Raw genomic sequence first — 6,099 nt, forward strand, 5'->3', positions numbered from 1 at the left:
TCACCTGCCGTACAACACGTGGATGTCCTCGATTTCGCACAGCAGGTGCCCTGCCACGAGCCAGGCGTGCAGACAGGACGCCAACAGAGGCTGGTCCGGGGGAACCTGGCGGGCAAGTGACACGACGGTTCGGCCTGTGCTTTCGGTGACGGCCCAACCTCCTCCGGTCAGTGGAGCGGCGGCCAGGAGGCAGCCCGGATAGGCGGCCCTGATGTCAACCAGCCGAAGTGCGGCATCGGCGAATGGGCGCGGGTGCCGATCATGCAGCACATCGGCACAGGCCGACCACGGGATCTGCCGGCACAACTCGGCATCCACAGCGACGTGCTCATCCACACTGGCCACCGGATCGTCGGCGTCGCCCGGAGTACCAGGCTTCGTAAGACCGACCCAGGCCAACACGTCGAATTCCCTTCCGGCTGACCTCACGCGCAGCAACAAGCCCGGCACCGTGTCCCGTGGCGGATCCCACGCGTACGGTAGCGACGCTCGCAGTCGGACGGAGACGAAGCGCATCACGCCCGTACCTCCCCGCGCTGCCGCGCCCACGTATCCAGGGACGGAGGCACCGGTACGGGGGCCGTCTCCGGTTCGTGAGCAGGCTGACCCAACCCCATGAGGCGGTACATGAGCCGCCGCATGTTGCGGTTGAAGCGGCCGGGTTCCGAAGTGATGCGCGAGGCGATCACCGCATGCTCATCCCTGCGGTATTCAGCTGCGGTGTAGTGGAGTTGACCGACGAGCGGATAGGAGGGCGAAAGTGCCGGTGCGGTCGCGGCGAGAGCGGCGGCGGGCGAGGCGAGGTTGATCTCCCGCTCCGGTGAACTTGCCAGCAGGATCGGTACGCCTGTGAGTGTGCCGTACAGCGTCACCGAACCGTGGTCGCCAATGATCCAGTCCGCCGCGATTAGGACACTGCGCCAATCAGCCTCCGGCGGTACGAGCGCGATGCCCAGCCTGGCACAGCCCGCCAGCCAGGACCTGACCTGCCAAGAACCGTGCCCCGACCACACATTGGGGTGTACGAGAAGGACGGACCGGAACTGCCCAGCGGGCAACTCGGTGATAAGCCGCGGTAGCAGCGCCTCGATCCGGCCGAAGGACGAGAGCGCCCCCCATGTCGAGACGACGACCACCAACTTCTCGCCGTCCGAGAGGCCCAGGGCCTGGCGATACTCGGCACGCAGCGGCAAGCTCGCCGCGATCCGGTCGTACACCGGATCACCGACCACGTGAGCGAGCGGCAGAGCCTCCGGGCAATGCCGTTCCAAGTCGGCTAGTTCTGCGTGATGGGGCACCACCACGGCGGCAGGCAACTGGCCGCCGGGGAGAAGATCTTGCCGGCGGAGGCCGGCTACACCCGAGTATGGTCCCGAGACGAGTCGCTTGAGATAGCCGGCTCCGTGGGGCAGTGTGATCAGAGGGGCGGAGATCTTCTCGACGCCTCGCGGCCCGGCGGCGAGGGCCAGATCGAATGTCATCTGAACCGCCTCGTCCCACGGCAGCACCACGCCTCCCAGCCCCTGGAGGTAGCGCGGCACCTCGTCGCCGAAGGCGTGCGGCGGAGCGGTGAACACCACATGCACTCTGAAGTCGGCCTCCAGCAGCGACAGAACGTCGACCAGCCGCTTTCCATAGGCGAGGGTGTGCACGACGACTAGCACCCTTTTGCGTTCGACGAGCGTCAGCCACTCGCGTTCTTCGGCCGAGAATTCCGTATTCTTCCGTAACGCCGACATGATGCCCCCGTTGTCCGTGAGACCTGGCTTGGCCTCTTCTGCCGGGTGATTGCCCCCTCCGACTGACGGAAGGCATGCCAGGACCTTGCGGAAACCTTGCACCGGTCGTACGCCTTCCTGACGGTGGGTGCGTAGGCAGCAGAAGCGTTAGGACGGGTCGTGTGCGAGGGCTCCGACCACGTCTGTGCAGTGGTCGGCCAGGACGATGAGCCCGATCACGGCTGTGACCGGCGGCGGACGAGCCGCGGCCCTTGTGCAGGAGGTGGAGACCACACTGGTGCGGTCACGGAAGCTGTTGGTGTGTGGTCCCGTGTTAGCTGAGCTGGAAGCGGAGCCGACCCGTGCTGTCAGCGCCGTCGTGGTACGCGTCGTGATTGCCGAGGAGACCAGTGGGAGTCCGGTGGCCGCAGATTTGAGGCCTGGCGTCCTGCCAGCGGAAGTCAACGGCAAATACATCGACCTCGTCGTCACCGGAGACCACGGGCGCCTCGCCATCGAATGCGACGGAAGCCCCTATCACTCCGACGGCCAGCAGATCCACGACGACGCCGAGCGGGAACGGGAACTGCGCCGCGCCGGCTGGACCTTCTGGCGCGTACGCAGCAGCGCCTTCGCCCTCTCACCGGAAGAGGCCCTGGCCCCGCTGTGGAAACGCCTGACCGACCTGGGTATCCACCCGCGCACCACGTCGGCGACATCCACGGACGACACCGAACCTCACGCGTCATGGACACCGGTCGGACTGGCCGAAGCCGAACCCGATGACGAAGACACCGACCCCTACGACGGCGAGCTGGACGACGACGAGGCGGCCTGACATGGAGAATTTCGACGACAGCACACTCGACGAACTCGCCGCTATGATCTGCGGCGATGAGCCCGGCATGAAACGACGGCGGGGCTGGGAGCTGGCGCTCTTCCTCCGCCGGGCCGGCTGGGAAGACGTCCCCGATCACGACGGAAGCCCACGACAGCGCTGGATCCTGGACCTCCTGCGCGAACGGAAAAAAAGAGGACGACGCCGACGACATCGAACGTGTCGTCCTGCGACTGGCCGACCGCCGCGAGTACCAGCAACAGCCCAGCGAATACGACCCCGTCAGCGAGCGCCTTCAAGAAGTCCTGGCCCTGGAAGGCCGCCGCATCGACTACCGAAACGGCCAACCCGTCCTCGTCGAGTACAACCCCGACGAACCACCACGCCTCCAGCGGGTGGAACTCAAGGTAGCCATCACCGACATCGTCGCCGACCCGGACCTGGCCCGCGCAGTTCAACTGCGTCTCGATGAGGCACACATCTGCCAGGAACACGGCGCCTACACGTCCGCGGTCATGATGCTCGGCAGCCTCCTGGAAGGCGTCCTGGTCCACGCAGCTGAAGTCAGGCCCGCAAGCGTGGCTCTTTCCAGGCCGCTACGCGCCACCGGGTTGCAGGATCTGGTCCAACACGCCCACGTCAATGGATGGATCGACCAGGACGCGAAGATGGCCTCGGAGTTGCTGCGGACCTACCGCAACCTGGTCCACCCACTCGCGGAGAAGCGAGCCAAACACAGCGCAGACTTCGACACGGCCGATCTGTGCTGGTCCACGGTCAACGCTGTTCTCAACGATCTGGCGGCAAGCAAATCCCAGTAGATACGGGGGTGGGAGCGGCACCGCGGCGGACGGTACTCCCTTCTTCAAAAAGCTGGTGTCATCGGCGATCAGAACGCCGTCCTGATCGCCGAGCTGCTTGACCACATATTGGCGCGCGTCGCCTGAGGATCTCGTCGGTTTCCCGTGCGGCAGGAGCTCGGCTACTCGATTCCGGCTGCTGTCAGGTGGGCCCGGAGCACGGTTTCGATCTCGGATGAGTCGCCGGTGGCGGGAAGCGGCGATGGAGTCTCCTCGCCGTTGGCCATGGCGGCGCTGCTGATGAACCGTACGACGGCCGGCGAGGGAACGTAGGAGTCACGCAGCCACTGTGCGAACGTAGCGGCCTCGTCGGCGGTCACGTTTCCCAGCGTGATGTACGCGTAGTCGGGGGCCGGCATCGCCGCGGTACCCGTGATCCAGATATCGGGCGCGACCTCGATGTCGAAGTCCAGTACGTCGACGCCGCGCAGTGGATCGACGCGGCGCTCCAGGGTCCCGTCCGGGAAGGTCTGCTCCAGTGCGTTCCTGAACGTCTCCAGGTCGGCCTGCCAGGCGGCCGGGTTGTTCTCGGGCGGGTAGAAGCCGAAGGTGGTTCTGACATTGCGGGGAACTGACACGAGCTTCCTCGGTTTCAGGGCACGTACCGTGCGGATCCGGTGACGCCGTTCATGGCCATCATCGACTCCCAGTAGGCCGCGTTCGTCTTGCCGTTGGTCACGATCTCAAGGCCGCGTATCTCCGAGTTCGCCGGGTTGTCCATGGCCTTCTTGTAGCGGGTGAGCTCCCGGCTGTCGTCGCCGTACATCGAATCGATCACCGGATCCCACTTGGGATTGCCGTTGGCGTCCACCTTGACCGGCTTGGCGAGCGTGTCGTTGACCCGCGCGATGCTGCGGAAGCTGCCCTTCGTGCAGTCGGGATCCCGGACGTGCTTGGCCTCCACCAGGTAGCCGTCCACCGGGCGGATCCCGTCCACCATGAGACCCCGTTTGTGGCCTGTGAGAGGCACTTCGCGCTCCGGATAGCCGGCCACCCGCAGTTGGTAGGCGTTGTCCGCGTTGGTGGGACCGCCACCGCCCGCGAAGCCGCCCGTGTTGAGCGAGTTCAGCCACGTTCGGAACTGCGGCTGCTCAGCCGGGCCGAGAAGACGTGTGGTTCCGGGCTCAGGTGGGATGGGATCCTGACTGGGGATGGACGGGTCGACCCTGTTGATCCCGGCGCCCATCGGCAGGATGCCGGGGGCCTGCCCGCGATACGAGGCGAGCACAAGCGGCAACGGCGCAGGGATCGGCACCGGAAACAACGGCGCTCCGGGCAGTCCGGGCGCGCCGTCCGAGCCGTGCGGGAGTTTGACGCGCTTCTGCGAGTCGTCCAGGGCGTGCGCGACGTTGCCCAGCCGGTGGATCCACGGATCGTCGAGTACGGCGTTCAGGAGTCCGCCGTCGTCGCCGTTGCCGCCGAACATCGGTGAGTCCCAGGGCATGTCGACGTGGAAGGGATTGACCCTGTCCTGAGTGATCTTCTTCTTGGCTGCCTCGACGTGGTCGGCATACTGGTCGCAGGCCTTGGCGAGCTGGGTGCACGCGGCCACGAGATTGGCGACCAGTGTCTCGTCGGCGTGCGCCTGCTCCGGTGGGGCGGCGAAGCCGACGAACCCCTTGAAGTAGATGCGGAACGCGTCCGCGGCCTGTCCCGAATGCGCCTTGTCCGCCGTGTGGGCGTAGACCTGGGCATCCTCCAGGAAGCGCAGCATCATCTTCCCGCCGGCCCGCCACGAGCCGGCGACATCGCGCAGCTTCTCCGGCGAGCCGCGGAAGCGGTCACTCATCCCCGCGGGGGCGTACTGGTCGTACCAGGCGGTGTCCCCGACGACTTCGGGGAGTTCCTGTCCCAGACCGAGGAAACTCTCCGTGCAGTCGGCCCCCGGGTCACCCATTCCCTGGGTCAGGTCCACCTGCTTCTGGAGGATCGCGGAGGTGACGGCGCTCTCGCGTGCCATGAACTCGCGCGCGTTGCGCATCAGCCCCTTGCCCGTCTCGCCCATGACGTACGAGCTGAAGCCCATCTTGTCGAGCGTCTCCGCCGCGGCCGAGTTGTACACCTTGTCGAACGCGCTGCCCGCGTCGTCGTCGCCGGCCATGCCGTGCTGCCGGTCCAACTCGTGGAAGAGCGCGATGGTGGTGTCCCTGGCGCCGACCATGACCGTGTCCACCATGGCCATGGACGCTTTGATCATGCCCTCGGCGATGACCTTCAGATCCGACGGCAGCCCCACGAGTATTCCCTTCCCCCGCGAACTCGCCCTTGAGGGTGGGCGATTGGGTCTCCTGTTCTATCGCACGAAGATCCTCCAAGCACAGACGGCCTTGTGCATCACATCCGGGCCTGTGCAGAGGTCCCGCTAGTCATCCGTCGGGCGGTCCGCGTTCAGTCCGGGCTCAGGGAAAATGACGCCTGCGCCTGCCCGGGCGGAAGGCGGTGCGTGAGTCAACGAGGCTGTCCGGCGGAGGCTTGAGCACGCAGACTCCTTTACTCGGCCGAGTACGCTGAGCACTGACCTCGAAGAACGACCCTTCGCACGCCGCTCGGTGACTCCGCAACTGGGGGTCAAGGGGTCGCAGGTTCAAATCCTGTCGTCCCGACGGTGTTCACCAGCGGGTCTGCCGGAAACGGCAGGCCCGCTGGATGCGTTCGTGGGAGACGTGATGGCGGCGTGATGGCA

The 6,099-nt window shown here is 66.1% G+C and carries 6 protein-coding genes; 2 read left to right on the forward strand and 4 right to left on the reverse strand.

Annotated features, from left to right (window positions below):
• Nucleotides 1-519 (reverse strand): hypothetical protein, encoded by a 519-nt coding sequence (locus OC490_RS45135; RefSeq protein WP_262063891.1) that lies wholly within the window; start codon nt 517-519, stop codon nt 1-3.
• Nucleotides 516-1,739 carry a hypothetical protein gene (locus tag OC490_RS45140; RefSeq protein ID WP_262063892.1) on the reverse strand — a complete coding sequence of 408 codons (1,224 nt, stop codon included), beginning with the start codon at nt 1,737-1,739 and terminating at the stop codon, nt 516-518. Before OC490_RS45140 ends, OC490_RS45135 begins: the two co-directional genes overlap by 4 nt.
• A gap of 262 nt (nt 1,740-2,001) precedes the next feature.
• On the opposite strand from OC490_RS45140, the gene OC490_RS45145 reads away from it, so the two are divergent.
• Both OC490_RS45145 and OC490_RS45150 read left to right on the forward strand, forming a co-directional pair.
• The gene (locus OC490_RS45145) at nt 2,002-2,556 is read left to right on the forward strand and encodes a hypothetical protein (protein ID WP_262063893.1); all 555 of its coding nucleotides are present in this window, start codon (nt 2,002-2,004) and stop codon (nt 2,554-2,556) included.
• A 395-nt stretch (nt 2,557-2,951) separates the two neighbouring features.
• Nucleotides 2,952-3,377 (forward strand): hypothetical protein, encoded by a 426-nt coding sequence (locus OC490_RS45150; RefSeq protein ID WP_262063894.1) that lies wholly within the window; start codon nt 2,952-2,954, stop codon nt 3,375-3,377.
• Between the two features lie 161 nt (nt 3,378-3,538).
• Here the strand turns inward: OC490_RS45150 and OC490_RS45155 are convergent, their stop codons facing one another.
• The gene (locus OC490_RS45155) at nt 3,539-3,994 is read right to left on the reverse strand and encodes a hypothetical protein (RefSeq protein ID WP_262063895.1); all 456 of its coding nucleotides are present in this window, start codon (nt 3,992-3,994) and stop codon (nt 3,539-3,541) included.
• Between the two features lie 14 nt (nt 3,995-4,008).
• Nucleotides 4,009-5,652: a restriction endonuclease fold toxin-2 domain-containing protein gene (locus OC490_RS45160; RefSeq protein WP_262063896.1), complete on the reverse strand. Its 1,644-nt coding sequence runs from the start codon at nt 5,650-5,652 to the stop codon at nt 4,009-4,011.
• Nucleotides 5,653-6,099: the final 447 nt, after the last annotated feature.

The sequence above is a fragment of the Streptomyces sp. STR69 genome (genome assembly GCF_024519455.1).
In the GTDB taxonomy this organism is placed as follows: Bacteria; Actinomycetota; Actinomycetes; order Streptomycetales; family Streptomycetaceae; genus Streptomyces.

Excerpts from the sequence above, each read along its gene's own strand:
- OC490_RS45140 (WP_262063892.1), bottom strand. The coding sequence starts at position 1,739 with ATGTCGGCGTTACGGAAGAATACGGAATTCTCGGCCGAAGAACGCGAG.